General features: G+C 38.3%; 16 protein-coding genes, 3 pseudogenes and 1 riboswitch. Of the genes and pseudogenes, 4 read left to right on the forward strand and 15 right to left on the reverse strand.

Annotated elements, in window-relative coordinates:
• Positions 1 to 15: 15 nt before the first annotated feature.
• Complete coding sequence (locus MAQA_RS12345) at positions 16 to 3354, reverse strand: Ig-like domain-containing protein (protein ID WP_036074310.1); 3339 nt, start codon at positions 3352 to 3354, stop codon at positions 16 to 18.
• Between the two features lie 95 nt (positions 3355 to 3449).
• Complete coding sequence (locus tag MAQA_RS12350; RefSeq protein WP_036074313.1) at positions 3450 to 4103, reverse strand: cyclic nucleotide-binding domain-containing protein; 654 nt, start codon at positions 4101 to 4103, stop codon at positions 3450 to 3452.
• Between the two features lie 347 nt (positions 4104 to 4450).
• On the opposite strand from MAQA_RS12350, the gene MAQA_RS12355 reads away from it, so the two are divergent.
• Positions 4451 to 5155 carry a response regulator gene (locus MAQA_RS12355; RefSeq protein ID WP_036074315.1) on the forward strand — a complete coding sequence of 235 codons (705 nt, stop codon included), beginning with the start codon at positions 4451 to 4453 and terminating at the stop codon, positions 5153 to 5155.
• 271 nt (positions 5156 to 5426) lie between these two features.
• Here the strand turns inward: MAQA_RS12355 and thiE are convergent.
• From thiE to tenA, 4 genes and pseudogenes are all read right to left on the reverse strand, one after another.
• Positions 5427 to 6066: pseudogene (thiE, locus tag MAQA_RS12360) on the reverse strand (thiamine phosphate synthase).
• On the reverse strand, positions 6063 to 6866 hold the full coding sequence (gene thiD / locus MAQA_RS12365) for a bifunctional hydroxymethylpyrimidine kinase/phosphomethylpyrimidine kinase (RefSeq protein ID WP_036074317.1): 804 nt from the start codon (positions 6864 to 6866) through the stop codon (positions 6063 to 6065). The pseudogene thiE and the gene thiD overlap by 4 nt, the downstream one beginning before the upstream one ends.
• A pseudogene (gene thiM, locus MAQA_RS12370) lies at positions 6829 to 7679 on the reverse strand (hydroxyethylthiazole kinase). Before thiM ends, thiD begins: the two are co-directional and overlap by 38 nt.
• A complete protein-coding gene (gene tenA, locus MAQA_RS12375) occupies positions 7666 to 8346 on the reverse strand; it encodes a thiaminase II (protein WP_036074319.1) in 681 nt (226 codons plus the stop codon). The pseudogene thiM and the gene tenA overlap by 14 nt, the downstream one beginning before the upstream one ends.
• Positions 8347 to 8458: 112 nt before the next feature.
• A riboswitch (TPP riboswitch) is annotated at positions 8459 to 8564 on the reverse strand.
• Between the two features lie 839 nt (positions 8565 to 9403).
• Here tenA and MAQA_RS12380 point away from each other — a divergent pair.
• The 3 genes from MAQA_RS12380 (at position 9404) to MAQA_RS15895 (ending at position 11483) form a co-directional block, all read left to right on the forward strand.
• Positions 9404 to 10048, forward strand: a complete 645-nt coding sequence (locus MAQA_RS12380) for a histidine phosphatase family protein (protein WP_036074321.1) — start codon at positions 9404 to 9406, stop codon at positions 10046 to 10048.
• A gap of 142 nt (positions 10049 to 10190) precedes the next feature.
• Positions 10191 to 10340, forward strand: a complete 150-nt coding sequence (locus MAQA_RS15890) for a putative holin-like toxin (protein ID WP_241463242.1) — start codon at positions 10191 to 10193, stop codon at positions 10338 to 10340.
• Positions 10341 to 11075: 735 nt separating this feature from the next.
• Entirely contained in the window at positions 11076 to 11483 is a 408-nt protein-coding gene (locus MAQA_RS15895; protein WP_241463243.1) for a hypothetical protein, read from the forward strand.
• A gap of 686 nt (positions 11484 to 12169) precedes the next feature.
• Here the strand turns inward: MAQA_RS15895 and MAQA_RS13920 are convergent.
• The 9 genes and pseudogenes from MAQA_RS13920 to MAQA_RS12430 all read right to left on the reverse strand — a co-directional run bounded on the left by MAQA_RS13920 (position 12170) and on the right by MAQA_RS12430 (position 21529).
• Positions 12170 to 12412 carry a hypothetical protein gene (locus tag MAQA_RS13920; RefSeq protein ID WP_052008604.1) on the reverse strand — a complete coding sequence of 81 codons (243 nt, stop codon included), beginning with the start codon at positions 12410 to 12412 and terminating at the stop codon, positions 12170 to 12172.
• Between the two features lie 148 nt (positions 12413 to 12560).
• Positions 12561 to 13058, reverse strand: coding sequence for a TMEM175 family protein (locus MAQA_RS13925; RefSeq protein WP_052008605.1), 498 nt, complete (start codon positions 13056 to 13058; stop codon positions 12561 to 12563).
• A gap of 86 nt (positions 13059 to 13144) precedes the next feature.
• A complete protein-coding gene (locus MAQA_RS12400; protein WP_036074351.1) occupies positions 13145 to 13537 on the reverse strand; it encodes a DUF4064 domain-containing protein in 393 nt (130 codons plus the stop codon).
• A gap of 402 nt (positions 13538 to 13939) precedes the next feature.
• The gene (locus MAQA_RS12405; RefSeq protein ID WP_077913625.1) at positions 13940 to 15346 is read right to left on the reverse strand and encodes a MucBP domain-containing protein; all 1407 of its coding nucleotides are present in this window, start codon (positions 15344 to 15346) and stop codon (positions 13940 to 13942) included.
• A 402-nt stretch (positions 15347 to 15748) separates the two neighbouring features.
• Positions 15749 to 16888: a globin domain-containing protein gene (locus tag MAQA_RS12410; protein WP_036074329.1), complete on the reverse strand. Its 1140-nt coding sequence runs from the start codon at positions 16886 to 16888 to the stop codon at positions 15749 to 15751.
• Positions 16889 to 17621: 733 nt separating this feature from the next.
• Positions 17622 to 18332 carry a LutC/YkgG family protein gene (locus MAQA_RS12415; protein WP_036074331.1) on the reverse strand — a complete coding sequence of 237 codons (711 nt, stop codon included), beginning with the start codon at positions 18330 to 18332 and terminating at the stop codon, positions 17622 to 17624.
• Positions 18325 to 19800, reverse strand: coding sequence for a LutB/LldF family L-lactate oxidation iron-sulfur protein (locus tag MAQA_RS12420; protein WP_036074333.1), 1476 nt, complete (start codon positions 19798 to 19800; stop codon positions 18325 to 18327). Before MAQA_RS12420 ends, MAQA_RS12415 begins: the two co-directional genes overlap by 8 nt.
• Positions 19801 to 19814: 14 nt before the next feature.
• Positions 19815 to 20558 carry a (Fe-S)-binding protein gene (locus tag MAQA_RS12425; RefSeq protein WP_036074335.1) on the reverse strand — a complete coding sequence of 248 codons (744 nt, stop codon included), beginning with the start codon at positions 20556 to 20558 and terminating at the stop codon, positions 19815 to 19817.
• A 306-nt stretch (positions 20559 to 20864) separates the two neighbouring features.
• Positions 20865 to 21529 (reverse strand): annotated as a pseudogene (locus tag MAQA_RS12430) (DUF1129 domain-containing protein).
• Positions 21530 to 21643: the final 114 nt, after the last annotated feature.

Raw genomic sequence — 21643 nt, forward strand, 5'->3', positions numbered from 1 at the left:
GATTATAAACGTTCATCATTTGACTACACTTGTTGTACTGTTTCCTTCAATTCCATTTGCATCTACAGGATGCACTTCAAATGTTTGACCTGCAGTTTTTAAAATATCGCTTGCCCAAATTTTGTAAGTGCCATCTGTTGCTACCGCCCCGTAACGAACCAGTTTTCCATCAACATATAGTGCAATTCTTGTAGTTCCTTCTGAAACTGTTCCTGTTACGTAACTTGTTGCTGCTTTATAATCATTAATAACTGGTGCTCCAATTGTAGAAACACTTTTACCTTTTACAATTGCCGTTGCTGCTGGACCTTCTGCACCATTTTGATCGACTGGACGAACTTCAAATGCTTGGCCAGCTGTAGTCAGAGTATCTTTACCCCAGATTTTGTAAGTACCATCTGCTGCTACTGCTCCGTAACGCGCAAGCTGTCCATTTACATAAAGTGCAATTCGTTTTGTGTTTTCACCAACTGTACCTGTTATATAAGTTTCACCTAGCGTATAATCAGCAATGGTTGGCGCTGTTGTTACGAGTGAAGCATCAGAAACGACTTTTGCTGTTGCTGCTGGGCCTTCAATTCCATTTGCATCAACTGGACGAATTTCAAATGACTGCCCAGTTTTTGTTAGAAAATCTTTACCCCAAATTTTGTAAGTACCATCTGCTGCTACTGCTCCGTAACGTGCAAGTTGTCCATCAACATAAAGTGCAATTCGTTTTGTATTTTCACCAACTGTACCTGTCACATAAGTGCTACCAAGCTTGTATTCATCAATGGTTGGTGCTGTTGTAACTAATGATTTTCCAGAATCAACTGTTGAACTTGCTTTTTTACTTAGCTTTCCATTAGCATCAACTGCATAAACATCAAATGTTTGACCAACTGTTTTTAACGCATCTTTACCCCATATTGAATATGTGCCGTCTGCTGCTACTACTCCGTAACGAACTAGTACTCCGTTTGAATACAAAGCAACTCGTTTTGCACCACTTGGAGCTGTACCCGTTACATAACTACTATTTATAACATATTTATCAATTGTAGGAGCATCTAACTGTCCAGCTGAAACAGTTACTTTTGCTGCATCACTTGCAATTCCATTAGCACCTGTTTGTGTTGCACTCAAAATAGATCCAGCCGTTAATTTTGAAATTGTAAATGTAGCTTTTCCACTTGCATCAGCTGTTTTTAACATGCTTGTTCCATCTGGAAGCGTGATTTCCATTTTCGCTCCAGGGTTACCAGTAACTGTTACAGACGTTTGATCTGCTGTTACAGGAGAAATCGTTGGTGCACTAAGTGTTGTATTTTTCACTGTCACGCTAGATGCCGGGCTTACATTACCCGCTTTATCTGTTGCAGTTACAGTGATTACAGATCCACCTTTTTGTGAAGCGATCGTTGCTGAATAGTTTCCATCTGCATCTGCAGTTGCTTTAGCAATTACAGCATCTCCAGACTTAATTGTTACAGTAGAACCCGCTTCAGCTGTACCAGTTACTTTTGTGTCTATGTCGGAAACTGCATTCAAAGTTGGTTGTGCAGGAGCTGTGTTATCTACAACTGTAGTAGTCACAGTTCCACTATCTAAACCGCCCTTCGAAGCTGAAACATTAATTTTAGTTCCTACTTCTTGTTTACCAATTGCGATGCTATACTTACCATCTGTCCCAGCTGTTCCAGTGTAGGTAAGTGTTCCGCCATTATCATTTGGAATCGAAATGGTTACTTTTGCTCCTGGAGTTGCAGTCCCTGTTATAGTCGTATCACTATCTCCAACTTTATTGACAGTTGGATTTTCTAAAGATGTTGCTGCTACAGTCTTATCTGTACTGTCGCTTTTATTTCCCGCTTCATCCGTTGCGTTTACAGAAACAACTGTCCCCGCATCTTGAGCTGGAATTGATACAGCGTAATTACCATCTGCATCAGCGGTTCCAGTTCCAATCACTTTTCCTCCAGCCGAAACCGTCACTGTGGATCCTGGTTCTGCTTTACCTGTTACTTCCGTTGTTTTGTCATTAATCGTATTTACTGTTGGTGCGTCTGGCGGAGTGGTATCCGCTACACCTGTCGAAGCAAGTCTATGGAAGCTTTGGTTCTTAAAGCCATTCACAAAACTGCTTGTTTGAGAACTATTTCTGGAAGAATTTATATCAGAAAGATACGAAGTTCCCACTAATCCATCCCATGCATAATCAGGGGTTTCTGTTGAATTTCCACGATTAAAGGCATTTACTTGTTGATTATCAAAAGAAAGATTCGTTCCTGAACCATAGAACGGAGAACCGTTTGCTATATTTTGGTTATTGATATCAAAAATACTATTGTTAATGATTGAGAACGATCCGCCTGACATGTAAATCGCATAAGGGGTCCCTGGAGCGCTAGTAACATTGAAAGCCTTCGTTCCGTCAAGTGTAACTGTTCTACCATATAACCGCGCGTTATTTGTCACATCAGTAGCATAGTAAGTTAAGTTTGTCGAAGAACCTTTTCCAAAAGTCACTTCAGCTGATGGTGCATAAATTCCGTGGCTCTTACTTGTGATATCTAATGATGAACCATTTCCCACTTTGATGACAGATGTTCCGTCAGCATAAATTCCGATACCTTTTGTAGTGATTTTAACCTTTGCGTTGTCTTCAATGATAGCGTTCCCTTGATTAGCAATATAGATATCGTTTCCCGTACCTTCTGTGTTTTGTAAGGAAACATTCGAACCTGATTTAAAGTAAATGTTCTTCACTTCAGCAACTTCTTGTGTATAATGAGCATTAATCGTCGTATTTCCAGAAATATTCAATGTTCCTCCTAATAACCAAGCAATTTGCGGGCCATTATAAGTCACATTATCCAAATTAACGACATATCCGTTAACAGAAGATTTTACTAATCCATAAGCTGCCCAGTCAATTACTTGATAAGTAGCATCGATATTGACGTTTTGGAAAGTAATGGTATTAATTCCATCTTGTTCTCCATTGATAGTTTGACGATACATGTGGATCGTGTGGTTATTCCCTTCAATCACAACAGAATGATTGGCACGTACATCCTGACTAACTGCATCTGGGAAAGAAATATCCCCTGTTAAGTTAATTTGTTTAACTGTTGCATCTTGCATTGCAGCTTTAAACTCATCAAAATTTGATGCATCAACGATTCTTGTTCCTAATGCTCTTCCTTGAATACTTGTTGCAAGTGCCTTAGCTTTTGTCACACTAGAAGTATCAGATGATTGCACACTATCCGCTAACACATTCATAGGAGCTAATAGTATTTGACTTCCAACTGTTAGTGAAGCAACCCCTAAAATAATACCTTTTTTAATACTTTTCTTTTTATTCATTTTCCAAATTCTCCTTTTTCAATTTTCAATGAGGCCTTGCTTCTTAACCTTTTTTTTGATGATCACCCCCTTAATTTTTTCTTCCATAAACACAACTACATTCCTACATTCAATCGCCAATTTGATTCTAAAGTTGAATTGCTTAAGAGTCCTTCATCTGCAAGCTGTTTCACACTCTGAGATGTCATTGAAATTGAAGAGTTACTCATTTTTGCTAGTAACTTGATACGCACCCATTTGGGCAACTCTGCCCAATTAGGATTTTTGCTATCTATCACGCCACATTTTGCAGCAATAAGTTGCAACGTAAAGAGAACTTTATCTCGGCTTGATCCCACGGCTAAATTAATAATAGATTCAAGTATCGCTGTTTCTTTTTTCAATTGTTCATATAAAAAGTCTGACAGAAATTGATTTGAATCCAAAAAATCCAGAAGATTGCTAGTATTAAAAATATTCAACTGAGCATCTTCAATAGCCATAATTTTATATGCTTTACTATGAATATAGTCTTCCGAGGTCAATAGCATAATAAAATTTCCGCTAGTGGAAAGGTCAAAAATAAAATTTTCTTTTATAGGATGTAATTGTCCTATTGTTCCGCTCGCCACATAAGTTGTCTCAGCAGATGTAAGAACTATCTCTTCTCTCTTGTTTAACTGGATATTTCTGAAAGGTATATTTTTATTAATGTACTCATCTAACATGTCTTCTTTTTGTATCAGTTCATGATATTCTGTGTAGTTCAAAAGGCGACCCCTCCTTCTGCTTTCATTTAGAATAACTTTTTAAAATGTGTCTTTCACTAAGAAAAACAAATTAAATCAATTGTTTTCAAAATAAATATTGACATTTTTTTGACATTTCCTTTTTAATTGTAATAAGCTTATATACCTGACAATTACTATAATCATTGCTATAATAAATCTACTCTCAAGAGAGAAAGTTTACTGAAATTCCTATTGTGTTTAAATTTGAATTATCTGTTCTCAACTGGATAATCTTAGAATATTACATAAATAGTCCATAAAATGGAGGTAGGCCCTATTGAAAAAAACTCTATATACTTGAGGATAATTTTCTACGCCGTGAGTACATGCTTAAATCCGTTCATGCCATTGATGAAGTGAATACATTTGAATATGAGATTGAGATTGTTACTGAATTTAATTCATTTGCTCAAGAAATATCGAATAGATCGATTAGCGACCTCGATATTTTTTTAATTGACATTGATTTAAATTCTTACTTTAGTGGACTTGATATTGCTGAGCGCATTCGCCAAATCAATGAAGAATGTATTTTGATCTTTATCACTGCAGACAATACAAAGGGGCTTGAAGTGATAAATAAACATTTAAAACCTTTTGCTTATATCATTAAAGATGTTCAGTTCTCACAATTAAATTTAGAAAAAGTGTTCAATAAAGCTTTTGAATGGATGTATTCTCCAAAATTAGAACAACATGTCGTTTTAAATTCCTCTTTTAACAAATTAATCTATCCTGCAAGAGAAATTAATTTCTTTAGGGCTCTTCCTAAAAATCGCTATCATGTTTTAATGCAAACTTCGAATTCTGAAAAAATTATAGGAATGTCTATTGGGAAGGTTAAAAAGTTGGTTCCTAAAGATATCTTCTTAACAAATCTAAAATCTTATGTTTTTAATGTTAAAAATATCATCGAGGCAGATGTTGGGGAGGGGAAACTTATCTTTAAAGGCGATTCAAAATTATCTCTTACACCACATATTGTAAGAAAAGTAGTTAATGATCCTCTGTTTATCAAATGGATGAGTTAGTGTTATAAGCTTCCCTCATGTCTTAATGATAACAAGCTTTATATAAAAAAAAATTTAAATTCATGCTGTTTACTGTTAAATTTATGTTGTTTCTAAATATAATTAGCATGAAAACAAATTTAAAAACCAATTAGCCTCAAAATATTGGACAAATGATCTAAGTAAGTTTTTTCCGCCCTTCATACGCAAGAAAACAGTACGAGGATATTCTCTATAAACAAAGTGTTTCATTTCTTGATAACTTTTAATCAAGAAAAAAACACTCCTGCATTCAAACACAATTTCCCTTGAGTTTTTCTATATCCCCCTCCAACTCCGCAGCACGCGTGAGTACAGAAATCACTGCCACTCCATCTGCTCCTGCCTGCAATACGCGATCGACATTTTCAATCGTGATTCCTCCAATGGCAACAACCGGTAACGTAATCCCTAAATCTCTCATCTGTTTGAGTAGTACGACCCCAGATGGTGCCTTCGCATCGCTTTTTGACCGTGTTGCAAAAATCGGACCAGCACCTAGATAATCAATTCCTTCCATTCTACTTGCAACAACTGCCTCTTCCACCGTGCTCACCGACAAGCCCACCTTCATTTTCGTACCACAAAGAGCGATCACTTCTTGGATTTGGCGATCATCTTGACCAACATGAATACCATCTGCCCCGAGAATAAGCGCAAGCTCGATATCATCATTCACAAAAAAAAGGCACCCGATACCTTTCGCAAAGCAGTTGACATTTCCGTGCCATTTCGATTATCTGAACACGATCTGTCAAGCTACCGACCCCTTTTTCTCGAAACTGGAAACAAGTAATCCCTGCTTGTAAGGCTTTCTCCAGAAAGCCGACCAAATTCCCCTTCGCGACATCCTGCGTTCCTGCTATCAAATAAACAGCTAGTTCTTGCCTCATTTCCATTCACGCTCCCGATAAGCAAAATGATTGGTTGGACCGTGACCATGACCTATTCCAAGTGTTTGCTCAATCGCACAACTGATAAATGCTTTTCCAATACGAACACTTTCAGCAAGTGAAGTGCCTTTCGCAAGCTCTGCTGTGATGCAAGCCGAAAATGTGCACCCTGTTCCGTGTGTGTGTTTCGTATCAAATCGCTTGCTTGTAAGCCACGTTGCGAGCTCCGAACTAAAAAAGAAATCCGAGGCTTGCTTCATATTGGCGTGACCTCCCTTAATCACCACAGCACCTGCTCCCATATCTACGAGCATCCGTGCTGCCCGTTCCGTATCCTCTACCGTCTCAATGGACATTCCAACTAAAGCTTCTGCTTCAGGAATATTCGGTGTAACCAAAGTTGCAAGCGGAAGCAACTCCTTCCGAAGCGTTTGAAGAGCTTCCCATTCTAGTAAAGCTTCTCCGCCTTTTGCAATCATCACAGGATCGATCACCAGTTGCATTCCAGGCCAATCTTTCAATTCTTGTGCCACGTGGTGTATAATTTCTGCATCCACTAGCATCCCCGTTTTCACCGCTTGTGGCATTAAATCCTCCCGAATCGCATCCAGCTGATCATCCAAAGTCATAAGTGGAACTTTATGAAACGACTTTACGCCAAGTGTATTCTGAGCCGTCACCGCTGTCAAAACAGACATCCCATAAACCCCACGTTCTTGAAAAGTTTTCAAGTCTGCTTGGATGCCAGCACCGCCACCGCTGTCAGAACCTGCAATTGTTAATGCCTGTGCAATTTTCATTCCGCATGACTCCCTTCTTCAATGAAGCGTGCTCCTGAATGGCCTCTTTCGACCAATTCGCAAGCGCATCCAGAAATGCTGGCCGAAATGATCCCGGTAAATTTTTGGCACTAAGGCTTTCTTCTGCAAATTCAGAAGCAACCGCATAGCTCGCACAGGCCTCAAGGCACGCTACGTAAGCCGCATCAATCGGTAAAGTCGCGATAAAGGCCCCACAAACCGCACTCAAAAGACAGCCCGAACCCGTAATTCTTGGTAAAAGTGAACTACCATTTGTGATTTTCGCAAACCGTTTACCGTCTGAGATCACATCGCTCGCTCCACTCAAAACGGCGATTGTTTTGTGCTTTTTCGCCACTTGTCGCGCAATCTCGATTTGATCTGCATAGCCACTACCTGCATCAACACCTCTGCCCTGCCATTCTACACCAGCGAGCACAGCCATCTCACTCGCATTACCGCGAATCGCCGTAAACCTTATCGTCTCAAGTAGTTCAGCTACTACTTCACGGCGAAAACTTGTTGCTCCAACACCAACTGGATCGAGTACAACGGGCTTCCCTGCTTCATTCGCCGCTGTTCCAGCCCGTTTCATCGCCCGAACAAGTTCAGCATCAAGCGTGCCGATATTCATGACAAGCACATCAGCATTCTCCGCCATCTCGCTACTTCTTCTAAAGCCGATGCCATAATGGGTGAAGCTCCAATCGCAAGTAAACCATCAGCCAAATCTCCGGCCACAACGATATTTGTTATATTATGCACTAATGGATTTCCCTTTTTCACTTGTTCTAATGAATCAAATCGTCGCATTTTTTACACCTCGCCACAATTGTTTTTGGAATGCCATATCGAAAAACTCAACTTCTAATTCTGCGCTGATTAAAAAGCTTTTTCGCATCTGCTCACGTACTTTTTTATCAGCATCTTGCGCTGCATTTTCCACAAGTTCTTTCTGCAAGAAAACTGCCGCCTGATATTCATCTGCCGAATAGCTTGTTAATAACTCTTGATAAAGCGGATTTGGACTTTTTTCCTTCGCATATAGATTGCCCATATCTGCATATAGCGCATAGCAAGGCAGAAGCGAAGCCATCGTTACTCCAAATTCATCAGCAAAAGCCGACCTGTATAAATGAGAAGTATAGTGATAGGCTGCAGGTGACGGTTGTACCACAAGTAGATTTTGTTCCTTAATTCCAGCTCTAGGATAAAAGGTTTGCCGCATGCTTAGCTCAGAGGCACTTAGGCGTCCAAGCACTTGATTTAATTCTTTCTTAATTTTAGGATCACATACTTGTCTTTTTGCTAGTTTAATCACTCTCACAAAATGTGTTAGATAATAGTAATCCTGTAATAAATAATGAATAAATTTGTCTTCTTCAAGTGTGCCATCGACTAGTCCCTGCACAAATGGGTGTTTGAGACTTTCCTGCCAAACATCGTTTGCTTCTTCTTCCCAAATCTTCACAAATTCCATATAGCCATCATCCTTTCTTTTAGAAAAAATGCGCCTATTTCTTAGCACAAAAAAACGCACTTTCTATTTCCATGTATGTAAAAACAAACAAAGAAATAGAAAAGCACGTTGCTTTTTGAATTTTCCACTTCCCTACGCTTGCACTAACAAACAGGTTCAAAGGGTCAGAAAGTACACTTTCTATCTCAGCCACAACCGTGGCCCCCCTAGTGTTGCATTATTTACTTTTTTCAATCATAACATAGCCTATTCCAAGCGACAACCTTCCTCCATTTTACTCAGTCAAAACTGATTTTATACAGAGTAGTTTTTGTCGGCTTATCTTAAAATGGCCTCCAATTCCCTTTAATGTATTGAATTATTCAAAACAAAACTAAGATCACTATCCGAAAAGTCCTGTTCTTTCGTTACAGCAAAACAAGTCTAGAAGTTATAACTTCTAGACTTGAAATTCAATTCACGATTTTTCACATCTTCCTATATTATAATTTACTATTTATCCCCTTCACCAAACAAGGCATAAAAAATTGCTCCCATTGTCACCAAAATAAATAATGGACAAACAAATGTAATGACTACTTTCCAAATCACATAGTTGTTATTTATGACTTTGACGAAAAATTCGACTTGCTAAAAATAAACAAGCAAAAAAATGCCCCCATCCACAAAAACTAACACATATTTTCAACTTATTGATAGAATTGTTCAATTTTATATTTATCTAAGACCGCTTTAACCATCAAACTATATCTTTCTATAATGACTGAATGCTCTCTTATTTTTACTCTGTCTAAGTATTCTACATTCTCTATTCCATCCAATGGAAGTAGCGGAACAAATTCCATAGTCTGTTAAATTTGAAGACAGCTTTACTTCAACACCGCCAAGTCGAAGAACAAAGGAATATATTCTCCTTCTAATATCTACATCCCGTCGTTACGCCTTTACTTTAGCGTTGTTTTGGGCGGGTGGGTCTGGTACAATGTTAGTAATTTCTTGGTTCGACTATTGCTGATAAGGTAAAGGGATTACATAAGATTATTTCGGAGGCTAAAACATGAATTCAACAGTTACTTTCTATGTTACTCGACACGGGGAAACATTACTTAACCATTTACATAAAGCACAAGGTTGGGTAGATTCCCCATTAACTGAAAGAGGAATCCAAACAGCCTCACAACTAGGACTGCAACTGAAAAATGTCCAATTTTCGGCTGCATTTTCCAGTGATACATCCAGAGCTTTACAGACTGGAAAAACCATATTAACTGCACAGGGGCAAAATGAACTGCAAGTTATTACTGATAAAAGGCTCCGCGAATGGTGTTTGGGCTCCTGGGAAGCAGAAAATAATAATAAGTTTATTTCCAGTATGATGAATGAATTACAGATACAAAATGATTTTTCAGAACTTAATTTCCGTCTGCCGGAAGTTCATGAGATTATTTATAAATCCGACATAACAGGTATGGTTGAACCGTTTCATATGATTACGGATAGATTGGAAAGTTTTCTCAAAGATACAGCTGATCATTTTATTCACTTGAATAATCCAAACGTCCTGATTGTTACTCATGCTTTTGCTATTAAAACATTGCTGTATTTATTTTCAAAAGAAATGTTGCGAAAAAAACCTAAAATCAAAAATGTTGATATTATTACTATTAAATGGGATGGTAAAAATTTTTCTATCCTTACATGATATACCTATACGGCTCGGGGCGAGAATTGTATTTTTACAACGACTAGCTCGTTTGCTGCCACAAAGCGGTGGCATGTTACGCTGAAACGCTCCGAGCATTAGTTTAGATGCTTGTTGCTATTTTGTAAGTCCCTCGTAGCTCATGCTCGACTTTGGAAGTTTTGTGCTTTCATTTGTTGGTCTTGTTGTTGTGTTGATTAAGCTAAACGACAAAAAAGAAAGTAACCTCATTTACCTGACCTGGCAGAGATTACTTTCTAATTTATCTTTATCTCCGCCACCGTCTTTTTAACGGTGCTACTGTTTAGGGAGTCATGTTCACGCATAGCTCTCTTTCCACGTTTATAATAGCATGCCTATTCAGTCAATAAATCGAGTAAAAAACACTAATCATCGCCAGATTTTTCGCTACTTCGAAATCTTTTGCTGATCCGCTACCGTATTCAGCATGTTAGGCATACTGGCCTGACTCCAAATCAAGAAAAATGGACTACTCAAAAATATGCTCCCCCTCTCATTTTCATAAAAGCACTTCTTTCTTATCTCTTTACTTTTATTATAGAGATAGCCACACTCAAGTATCAATTCAAAATCATTCAATAGAATTATAAAAAACCCCCACATAACCTCCTAGTTTGTATGAGGAGGTTTTGACAGAGTTTTATAATCCAGAATTATAAATAAAACGTTTAATAATTGATTTTACTCCTTTTATTCCTGTAAATCAATATGATTTATTGTGAATAACTCCACATTTAAACAATAATAAGTATAATTTGTTAAATATTTCGTTTTGAGTTCACTTATTGTTTGTATGGATATATAATGAGTGTGTATTAAAGAATAAAGGAGGAGTTTTAAATGTTTAGAAAAGTTTTTTGTTGTTGGCTTATCTGCATTATTGTTCAGTTCTTCTTTTGCACTAGCATCCCCTCCATCAGCTCATGCACAAAGTGCAAATCAGGAATCTACTAACGAAAGCCAGAAACCTCAACCACGAACCCTTATTTTAACTGCTACTGGTGACTTGGAAGGAACGGTCGTCCCTTACTATGATAAAGGGGATATTCAAGGTCTAGAAACTGGATACATCGATTTACATTATCATTCCTTTGACACGGGCTTTGTAGATGGCGATCATGCTTATCTTACGATTGAACTTCCTAAAGAATTTGCAACACTAGCTAAACAAGCCTCATTTAAAGAAAACATCAGCGGAACTATGCAACGTAAAGGCCTGCTTGGTGATCGCTCCTTTACAATCTCACAGGATGATCTCACTGTGAGTGGAGCACGTATTGTTGTTAAGATTCCAAGAGAACTATGGATTATATCTGGAGAAATCATGGCGGATATTTCTATAAACTACGGAAATATACAAAAAAAACTTCCCTATTCGTCTGGTGCAAAACAGTGCAGAAGGATACGTATTTAAATCAGCACTTAGAAGATCTATGGCTCCATGGGATCCATTGCAATATCCACTTTTAGGTACAAATAGCGATACATGGGAGAGCCCTTACACAACAGCTTATTGGGATTAACAGCTCCTGAAACTTCCAGTTACTATTAAAAGTTATTCACTTCTTAGGTTATCTATGAAAAGTAGATAACCTATTTTTATACTTTAACTTTACTTTTGTTTGACCGCCTATTTAGGAAGCGAAATTTTGTTGACAGCTTCTTGGTGAGATTTATCCTTTGTCTCTTTTTCGGTGACAATGCTAGTTTTCGGTTCTTATTCACCCTTTACGAAGCTCACAGAAGTTATCCGTATAGGTCTGCTTGAAACAGGGAATCCTCAATAATTGATGTTTGCATTTGGTTGGATGTTTCTACTTTTTTTACTTCTCTTCTATCTCCCGAGTAAATAGATCAGTGAAAATAGTTAGATTTGATCGTTCTTCTTTCATAGACAGGAGTAAATGATTGGTGAAATGAAGAAATACGGATTGTTCAGCAACTTCGCATAGCTCCGCTCCAAAATGTCTTCATTCACTTAAAAACCTGGATTTATAACGAGCAAAACAAGTGTAGCAGTTATAACTGCTACACTTGTTAGCCCTATATGATTTTCAGGAATATTCTTCTCAATAGCTACGAAAAAATCTTGCTTTGGCTCTATTTCCTCGATTTTCGGTGCCTAGTAAGTTGCTCCTTTTGCCGCTCAATTCGTTCTTTTTGTCTTTGTAATTGTTGAATTTCATACTCTAATTTTCCTGGGTCATGTGATTTTTCCATCGTTTCTTTTCTTGACTGAATTTCTTTATCGATTTGATTTTGCCACTCCTCTATAATAGCTTGCCATCTATCTGGTTCACTATTTTTCAAGGCTTCTCTTAACAGCTGAGAATAACGTCGCATTTGATTTCCCCATAATTTATTTCGATTTTGATAATACTGGACTTGCTCACTTTCGTCTAATGAGCTAACAAAACGATCTTCTTCATGTTCGACAATATTACTCAAAAACGAAAGAATAGGGATGATTAAATAAATGATTAATGCTGCTTTAATAAAGTAGATGGAAAAAATTAATTAACAAAACACGTAGAAAAAGAGTGATAAGCCCTTGTGCAATCTGTTCTTTTTTGTATCTTTTTTTAAGTTTAGCGTTTGTTGTACTCTGCAAAGTTAAACTATAAATCAAGCATTTCAAAAAGAGCATTATAATTAAATTTAAAATTCCATAAATGAGCATCGTTTGAACACTAGTATCTTCAATCAATAACTTAGTTGTTGATGGAATAAGAGAGAGAAAGAACAACAAAAGCAAATAGACAACTAAATCTAGATTTCGTACTTTTTGCACCTGATTAAAGGCATTAGCTGTCTGAAACCAAATTCCAGCAACAAAGCAAAAACTAATAAAGTAAATGCCTATCGCACTTATCAAGTCGATAATAATAATTTCTCCGCTACTTGTCAGATTTATCGGCAATTCAATTACCATAATTGTTAAAATAATAGCGAAAATAGCATCACTGAATAAAGTTATTCTTTCTTTCATAATGGATTTTCCTCCGTTTATTTCAATCTTAAAATTTCAAAAAACGAGCAAATATTCATTTGCTCGTTTTCCCAATCAAATCCCATCTAAATAGATACTTTTCTCGCCAGGCACATGATTCCAGCAATAACTGCCAAAACTCCTGGTACAACCCAAAGGAATCCAACTAAAAAGAAACCAATGACACCTAAAATAAGTGTCAAAATTCCCCACAACTTAGCATTTTTCTTGATAAAAAATGAAAAGATGAATAATAAGATCCCGACTATTAATGCAAGGATTGCTAGGATAACAACCATACCGCTCGTCGCTGCTAGGATATCCATATCAGAAGTGTCATATGCAGCGTTTGTTGTAAACTCTGATGACTGTGATACAGCACCTATCAGCCCTCCACCTAAGATACCAAATAAGCCAGCAATTATCCCTGTAATTCCTGCTATTAAGGTTAAAACAAATTCAGCCTTTCTTGGATTCATTTTCGCCTCTCCCTTTTTTCTTTTTTTTGTCATAATATACAATACTCGACCTTATTATCATAGCATAAATACAAGCGTAAATCGTGACGAATTATTGACAATTTGTCTAAATGTTATTTTTTATCACAAAAATGCTTTGATGTATCTCTGAAGAAACGCCTCCATCCCCAGAATAACAAGGATTGCTACTAAGTTAAAAGGCGTGGACAAAATGATATAGCAAGAGGTGATAAATCCCTCTCCTTGATAATTTTCAGCAAAGATCAAGTTTATTTAATGAGAACTTTGCCGCCTTAATTTGCTAGCTCTATTCTTTGTCCTGATTTTGGCATAGCGCTTTTTTTAATTTTAGCCAACTTTTGACTATATTTTAATTCAGCATCATCAAATCCACTGATTTTTTTATTGTCTTTTATATAAATAGAGAGATCCAGCAGCAACAACAAGCCATAGGCCAAGAAGTGATATTGGTAACTCAGAATGGTCTCCAGTTGCAGGTAAGGAGGGCTTAACTGTAGTTGGTTTTTTTGAAGAAAATTTTACTGGTGTTGCAGGAGCCTTCTCCATTTCGGAAGCTGATTTGATTGTAGAGATGGCTTCTTCTTTGTTTTCTCCCACCTTAGTTGCTTCTTCTGATTGATTAGATTTTGCCGGATCATCCATATCTTCATCTGGATCGTTTGGAGCTAGTTTTTTTTCATAAATCAGTGTCACTTCCGAACCTTTACTGCTGTACAAGCCTGTAAGATTCCCTTTACTTTCTTTAAATCGGTAGTTAGAAATAGGCTGTACTCCGACCTCGTAATACTTACCTATTTCCCCTTCCATCACAACATCTTCTGCAAGTTTATTTCCTGCCTCATCTAAAAAGTGAACTGTAACCTGTCCTTTTATAGTAGCGGGTTGGATGATTTTCTCATAAACGAATTGGACACTTTGCTGTTCTGACGAAAATAGACCTGATTGCTTCCCATTAATGGTTTTTAACTGATACCCTTCTAGCTGTTTCGCCTCGATTTGGTATGGTTCACCCACCTCGCCTTCTATATTTTCCGTTTCTGCGAGTTCCATCCCATTTCCATCGACAAAAGAAGCACTGACTTTTCCTACTTGTGGCATAGGTTTTGCAGCATAGGTATAAAAAATTTCTTGTGTTTGGTTAGTTAAAATCGGATCCGTATAGATACCTTGCTGCTCAGCACCTTCTATTTTTATCAAGGAATAGCCCGGAATTTGCGGAGCTTCTTGAACAGCGTAAGGCTCTCCAATTGTTCCAATAGATTTAAATGGCGGTGCAAGTTCATCTCCGTTTTCATCCAAATAATAAGCAGTCACTAAGCCGTTAATAAATTTAATGTTATACCAAACACGTTTTACTGTCCCGTCTGCCATGTTTTGGTAGTCAATAAAGATGGTGAAACCTTGGTAGTTAATGTCTGAACTGCTTTTAAAAAAATTATTAATTGATGACATCTGAATGACGTTTTGCTCACTTGTCGGTCCGATTGTGTTCGTATAATCCACCGACTTCATTCTTAATAGAGCGCTTGATTTATAGCCAAAAAAATTATCTGTCAGCGAAATTACGTATTTTAATTTCTGACCCTGCAACTCCTCAGGAATGGGTAAAGTTACTTTAAGCTTTTCAAAAGAAGACGGATTGTACGACACGTCTAAATCATATTCAAGTTTACTTTCTGCCTCAGCTTGTAATGGTTGCGTGAATAGAAAGAATCCCATCAGCAGAATCCCTAACAGACTAAAAATTTTTTTTGGCCATTTACGACACTCCCTTATTGATTGTTTCATTTATCGTAACATGTAAAAATATAATGAATATAGGAAATGAAATGCATTTTTTGGCATCAAAACTGTAATTATGTCCATTTTATGAATATCAACAGAATTTTCGTTTTTATATAAAAAGTATTTTGTCTCTTGACCAGGAGCTAGCAAAAAACAAAACACGCCATGTTTAAATTCGAATGCATTTCAATTTTTCCACGGATTCCTCCAAATTCGCAGCATGCGTAATCTAATAATGACCTTGCAAGCTGCTTTTTCTCAAGTTTTTACAAATTCCATCCAAGCATTACCCTTTTTCCAGAAAAAATGCGCCTATTTTTCAGCACAAAAAACGTGCTTTCTATTTCCATGTATGTAAAACAAAGAAATAGAGAAGCACGCCACTTTTAAAATTTTCTACTTCACTCAGTCAAAAATCGTCGCCATTTTCGGTGCATCAAACACTTCATAATAGATGTCTGATTCATTTGCACCAGCAGCGATCAAAGCATTTTTCATACCAATTGTAAATTCTGGTCGGCCACAAAGATAAAAGGCCATTGGTTCATTAAAATCAAGCCATTTCTTTAATTTTTCCGCATTGATTCGCCCTTCAGAACTCGTCTCGTTGGTAATAATATCTATTTTATCACAAAGCAATGCTACTTCCTTTTCAAAAATATTGTCTGTTAAGTGACGAAAGTTTTGAATCCAAATCGTTTTCTTACCTTGTTCATAAGAAGTTTCTGCCATAGGTAAAATAGGTGTCATACCAATCCCCGAGCTAATAAGTACATTCGTTTTGCTATCCTGAGCCAAACAAAAATCCCCTGCTGGAGCGCTAAGACATATTTCATCGCCAGGTTTCACATCTTGAATCAAATAGTTCGAGACAATACCCTCATTTTCCTTTCGAATGGCAATATGAACTTGGTTCTTTGTTTCATCTGCCGCATAGATGGAATAGTGACGATTGGAAAAATAAGTTTCCCCATCTTTTTTTATTCGAACCGTAATATATTCACCCGGAATGACTTTGCCGATCGGAAAGTCTGACTGTAAACCAATTTTGACAAACCCAGCCGCCGGTTTCTCGACAGAAATCACTTTGAACGGTTTGAAATCATGCCAAGCCTCTTCTTTGTACATTTCTTTTTCAGCATCAATAAAGACTTGAGCAATCTCACCATAGGCCGCTGTCCATGCATCAATAATTTCATCCGTCGCCGCATCACCAAGCACAATTCCAATTGCCTCAATCAAATGATGTCCAACAATCGGATAATGTTCTGGCTTTACTTGCAGTGCGCGATGCTTATAACCAATTTGAATCACGTGCGGCTTAAGCACAGAAAGGTCATCAATATTCATAGCTGCCGCTAACACCGTATTCGCAAGCGCCTTTGATTGCGTGCCTTCACGTTGATTATTCTGGTTAAAAATATTTAACAATTCTGGGTGTGCTTTAAACATATTTTGGTAAAAAATACCTGTGATTTCCGTTCCTTTGTCTTGCAAAAATGGAATGGTGCTTTTCACAATTTCTCTTGTTTTTTCATCTAACATTTGCGTTTTCCTCCATTCGGTTCATGCTACGCTGCCTTACTTTGTCGGTCTTTACAGTAACTGAAAACGCCTCAGAGTCCAAAAGCTAAATACATCTGTTCAATAAACTCAAAACTCGCTTCATCTATTATTTTTTCCATTTCTTGTTCGTACATTCAACCTCAACAGCCTTGAAAGCCGTTTTATCCGCTTTCTGACACAACTGACTATTCCAAACTAGTCCCTTTATCTGAATCGCAACAACAGCTTCCTTTCTAGTTTCACGCTCAACGTGAACCAAATAAGAAATTGTTTTTTTTCAAATGTATTCTTAGCTTTTGATGCGGTGAAGCAATATTTCTTCTGAAACTTCCGGTAAAGCATCTTGCATGGTTGTTACAAATACATTGTTATTTTTTTGAACAAGCTATTCACCTAGCCCCTAACTTCAGCCCTTGAGTCTCTTCCTGATAAATCTAGTAGTCCACAACCGCCCGATCAGCTTTATCCGCTTTCTCGGAGCGACTGCAACCACTTTACTATCATCAAAACCGACTAGGTAAGTATTAGCATCACACAAGCTTTTTTATTTCTTTCCCTTGATGCCACAGAAGATTCTGCTGTTTATCTTCCTTGGCCATATATATTCGTAAAATTTTCTATGGTTCATTTAAAAAAGCCTTGTTCTAACTTTTCCTAGAAAGCATGACTCAAATTTGTTGGACTAGGAAAGAAGAAACTCTTTCGTTCAAAATTATTTATCCAAAACCACAACATAAGTCACTTCAATTGGCCCATGAACCCCAACGACAAGCTGCATTTCTATATCTCCTGAATTAGATGGTCCAGAAATAAAGTTAATGGAAGAACCTACTTGTTCTCCGTCTCTTTCTTTTTGATCATAATATTCAGCGGCTTGCGTGGAACGCGGTACAATTTTGCTTTTAGGAATGATCGCGATATAGTGAACCGGTAAAAAGTGAAGTGACCGCCCTTGTTCGGGACTTGATTCGACAACTACCGAACCGCTTTCTGCAAGTAAAAATTCCGCAAAAACAATCGCAATATTCGCCTTACTTGCTGCAACAATGTTTTCTTCTCGGTTCGCATCGCCTTTTTGCCAAACTTTCACCGAAGCTTTTGGCCAGTTACCGGCAGGAAGTGCTTCTAATCCATATTCAGAAAAACGCGGATCGTCTGCGATTAAAACAGACTCATCACCAAATTGATGGCAAATCGTTTGAAGCGTTTCAGCTAACTCTTCAAGTGAAGTCTCCACTAATTCCGTATGAATCTTAGCGCTTGACTCTTTAGCAATTTCAAGTAGTTCATCCTGTGTTTTGTCACTGAGCGTTGTGTGGACCACATCATGAACATAATCCGGATGCGGAACCTCTCCGCGAATTCGTTCACGACCGAGCCGCTCCGCCACATGGTTTAAAAAACTTTCTTGGTTATTACTCATCCGCTTCGCCCTTCTTTTCTCGATTTTTATACCAATTACGGAAATTATCTTTCGGTTTTGGCGGACGCGGCAAATCACGTACCTTAGTCCAACCTTTGATCAATCCAAAGCCACCAGAAACAAAACCACCAAATTGATACATATTGTCAATTTTCGCATCATGATGTAATCCAAGCATACCCATCCCTGCATGCCCAAACGTCATCGCTTGTTTAAATAGGAACGGGGAAGCCGTTGCTTTGGCAATCACCTTCATCTGCGTATTTTCGAAACCGTGTTTCATCTTAAGTTCATCCGTCATCACCCGGCGATGCGCGATTAATAGCTCATGAAGTGGAATTTTCACCGGACACGTTTCCGTACAAGCTCCACAAAGACTTGACGCATATGGAAGCTCACCAAACTGTTCATAGCCCCCAAGTACAGGCGACAAAACCGCTCCAATGGGTCCCGGATAAATCGAACCATAGCCATGCCCGCCGATTGCACGATAAACCGGACAAACATTTAAGCAAGAACCGCAGCGAATGCATTGCAAAACGGATTGGAATTCCGTTCCGAGTGCATTGGAACGCGCATTGTCGAGTATCACAACGTGAAAATCTTCCGGGCCATCCGCTTCCTCGCTAAGTTTTGGTCCAGAGAACGTAATATAGCTTGTCAAACTCTGCCCAACAGCACTTCTCGAAAGCAAGTTGTCCATCACTTCCGCGTCCGCCATCGTTGGCACAATCCGCTCCATTCCCATGAGTACAATTTGCGTATCGGGAATACTCTCACAAAGATCGGCATTCCCTTCATTCGTTACAAGATTTACCATGCCGCTATTCGCAACCGCAAAGTTACAGCCTGTGACCCCAATGTCCGCTTCAAGGAAAAATTCACGTAACACCTGTCTCGCAAAACGAGCCATATGTTTCGGTTCATTATCTCCCGTATAATTCAATTTCTCAGCAAAAACTTCCCGAATTTGCTCCCGGTTTTTATGTATATCCGGAAAAACAATATGCGAAGGCTCATCCCAGTCGTCCATCTGCAAAATAAATTCCGCAAGGTCCGTCTCCATCACAGAAACACCGTCAATCCCAAGGAGTACTTGATCCAAATCGATTTCCGTTGTCACCATCGATTTCGACTTAACAATTTTCTTCGCTTGCTTGGCACGAACAACCTCTTCTACATAGTCTGTCGCTTCCTTCTCCGTTCTTGCAAAAAAGACTTTTCCGCCTTTTTTCGTGACATTTTCAGCAAACTGCTCCAAGTAGTAATCCAAGTGCGAAAGCGTATGCTGCCGAATTTGCTCCCCAACTTCGCGCCACTCTTCCCAGTTTCCGAGCTCTTTTCGTGACGTTTCGCGCTTCACCCACTGATCATCTTGCGATTTGGCAACAGCTTTGCGCATAAACGTATCATTCATACTATCTTCAATTCGTGTTTTAAAATCCTTTTCGCTCGTTGATAAAGCCATTTTCATTCACTCTCCTATACCGCGCTTAGCTTCGACTTATCTGGAACTTGATTAAGTACTTCTGCAATGTGCATAATCTTGATTTCTTTCCCTAATCGGTTAAATTTACCACCAATATTCATCAAACAACCCATATCGGCACTAATCAAAATTTCTGCTTCTGTATCTATCACATCTTGCACTTTTTCCGAAACCATTTGTTCCGAAATCTCCGGCATTTTAACAGAAAAAGTCCCACCAAAACCACAACAGTTTTCCACGTGAGGTAGCGGCACCATTTCAAGCCCCTTCACTTTATCAAGCAATTCAAACGGTGCTTCCCGTTCACCTAAAATCCGTGTCATATGACAAGAACGGTGGTAAGTTGCTTTTCCATTTAATTCCGCTCCGACATCCGTCACCCCAAGCACGCGGTAGATAAATTGAGAGAACTCATAAGTCTTCTCACTCAGTTCTCGTGCCGCATCAGCAAACTCAGGATCATCTTTAAAAATCTCCTTGTATTCTCGCATCATCCCCACACAAGAACCAGAAGGTCCAACCACATATTCCGAATCCTTAAAAGCATTCAATTGATTTCGCAAGGTTGCTTTCGTGTCTTCCATATAGCCGCTATTATAAGTCGGCTGTCCGCAGCAAACTTGTGATTCCGGAAAATCTGTTTCCACACCTAGCCGTTCCAGACATTCCACCATCGCAATTCCAACATTCGGAAACATCATATCCACTAAGCATGTTGAAAAAATACTGACTTTCATTTTATACGCCTCCATCGTTCTCTTACCTATTCAGAGCTGATTTCGCTATTTTATCTCTCAGAAAAAATTATGCCCCGCGAATGGATTTACTAGAAAAAAAAATGAGTTGTACAGTTTGTACTAAATACACCTAGAATTAATGTCTGCTCCATCTTCCAGCACCTCTTTTCTTTGTAATCATTATAAACTAAATCTCAATAGAATGCTCGGGTAAATCAAAGAAAATGGAATTCCCTTAAACTATTTCCTGGGAAATAAAAAAGAGATTATCGCCAAGTTTTTTCTTGGCAATAATCTCTTTTCTTCTTATAAGGATGGAATATTTTTTTGGCGTTTGATATACCAGCGAAGTCCTAGGATAATCACCCCAATAATTGTTGTAACAGTTGGATCAAAAGCCACATTGATTGCTGGCGGAATAATGAGCTGAACACCAGTCATCACAACCATCCACACAGCAACAACAAGCACAGCCATTAAAATATAACGAAGTGTACTTCCTTTTTTACCTGTTCGCATTTCAGCAGAGTATTTACGCAAAATAATCATGGCAAAACCACCGACTATTCCCGTTACAACTAGCACGGCAATACCTAAAGTCTGCCCTTGGAAGAAAGCACTAATTCCAGAAATCAGCATCATCGCCCCAAGAACAAGTAAAGCCCCATCGAGAAACAGCCAGCCTTTTCCTGTCGTAGGTTCTCCAGGTGAACGCTCCGCTTTCACGGTAAGCGAAGTAACATATTCCGTTGGCGTCAAATCAAATAGTTTCCGTGCTGTCACGCCTTGCTTTTGTTGTTCGAGGATTTTCTCAACCATCTCTTGAACAATTTCATTGCGCTGCGCTTCCTCGTAATCCGTTGTTTTTAAGTGTTTTTCAACTTCTTGAACATATTGCAAATTTTTTCTTTGTTAGCGCACTTTTTTTGCTCTTCCAAAGAAGGTTTGCTTGTTTCAGTTTCTGTCGTCACGAAAACAATTCCTCCCACTTAGCTTGATACCTTTCATTATACAGAAAAAAAGTAAAAATAGCGATAGCTGAACTGCTTTTTAGAGAAACCCTATTCCCTATACGAATAGATTCT

Origin of the sequence: Listeria aquatica FSL S10-1188 (assembly GCF_000525795.1) — a bacterium.
GTDB lineage: Bacteria > Bacillota > Bacilli > Lactobacillales > Listeriaceae > Listeria > Listeria aquatica.

Coding starts and splice junctions, on each gene's coding strand:
- MAQA_RS12345 (WP_036074310.1), bottom strand. CDS start 3,354: ATGAATAAAAAGAAAAGTATTAAAAAAGGTATTATTTTAGGGGTTGCT.
- MAQA_RS12355 (WP_036074315.1), top strand. CDS start 4,451: ATGCTTAAATCCGTTCATGCCATTGATGAAGTGAATACATTTGAATAT.
- thiD (WP_036074317.1), bottom strand. CDS start 6,866: ATGAAAATTGCACAGGCATTAACAATTGCAGGTTCTGACAGCGGTGGC.
- tenA (WP_036074319.1), bottom strand. CDS start 8,346: ATGGAATTTGTGAAGATTTGGGAAGAAGAAGCAAACGATGTTTGGCAG.
- MAQA_RS12380 (WP_036074321.1), top strand. CDS start 9,404: ATGAATTCAACAGTTACTTTCTATGTTACTCGACACGGGGAAACATTA.
- MAQA_RS15890 (WP_241463242.1), top strand. CDS start 10,191: ATGCTCGACTTTGGAAGTTTTGTGCTTTCATTTGTTGGTCTTGTTGTT.
- MAQA_RS13920 (WP_052008604.1), bottom strand. CDS start 12,412: ATGCGACGTTATTCTCAGCTGTTAAGAGAAGCCTTGAAAAATAGTGAA.
- MAQA_RS13925 (WP_052008605.1), bottom strand. CDS start 13,058: ATGAAAGAAAGAATAACTTTATTCAGTGATGCTATTTTCGCTATTATT.
- MAQA_RS12400 (WP_036074351.1), bottom strand. CDS start 13,537: ATGAATCCAAGAAAGGCTGAATTTGTTTTAACCTTAATAGCAGGAATT.
- MAQA_RS12405 (WP_077913625.1), bottom strand. CDS start 15,346: ATGAAACAATCAATAAGGGAGTGTCGTAAATGGCCAAAAAAAATTTTT.
- MAQA_RS12410 (WP_036074329.1), bottom strand. CDS start 16,888: ATGTTAGATGAAAAAACAAGAGAAATTGTGAAAAGCACCATTCCATTT.
- MAQA_RS12415 (WP_036074331.1), bottom strand. CDS start 18,332: ATGAGTAATAACCAAGAAAGTTTTTTAAACCATGTGGCGGAGCGGCTC.
- MAQA_RS12420 (WP_036074333.1), bottom strand. CDS start 19,800: ATGGCTTTATCAACGAGCGAAAAGGATTTTAAAACACGAATTGAAGAT.
- MAQA_RS12425 (WP_036074335.1), bottom strand. CDS start 20,558: ATGAAAGTCAGTATTTTTTCAACATGCTTAGTGGATATGATGTTTCCG.